Genomic DNA, 403 nt, shown 5'->3' on the forward strand with positions numbered 1-403 from the left:
GGATAGCTTTGCAAATATCGATCTAGCAGACACTATAAAGCAATACTATAAAATTTTTGATCAAATTTCAGCTGGAGTTATTAGCAAGGGTAAAGAGTTTTACTCAAATGAAGATCTAGCAAAGATGCCAAAGGGCTACTTTTCAAAAGATAAAAAAATGGATCATTTTGAATATCTAATGGGTAGGATGACAAGTGACGAGATAGATGGACTAACCGATAGGAGCAATGAGAAGATAACTCATATCTTCAGGACAGCCCAAGATGCAGACGATGCACGTAAGCTAATGAATGATCTAAAAGATATAAATATAAGGGTTAATGGAAATTTCCTTGACTTCTCTCCAGAAGTGATGACAACTGAGCATACTATCCCTTATATGTGGGTTAGTAGTGCTGGATAT

Annotated in this window: 1 pseudogene; it reads left to right on the forward strand. The window is 35.7% G+C overall.

The features are described 5' to 3' along the window. Positions 1 to 403 (forward strand): annotated as a pseudogene (locus tag UNSWCS_RS11335) (hypothetical protein); the annotation flags it as partial.

This window comes from Campylobacter concisus UNSWCS (assembly GCF_000466685.1).
Lineage (GTDB): Bacteria > Campylobacterota > Campylobacteria > Campylobacterales > Campylobacteraceae > Campylobacter_A > Campylobacter_A concisus_A.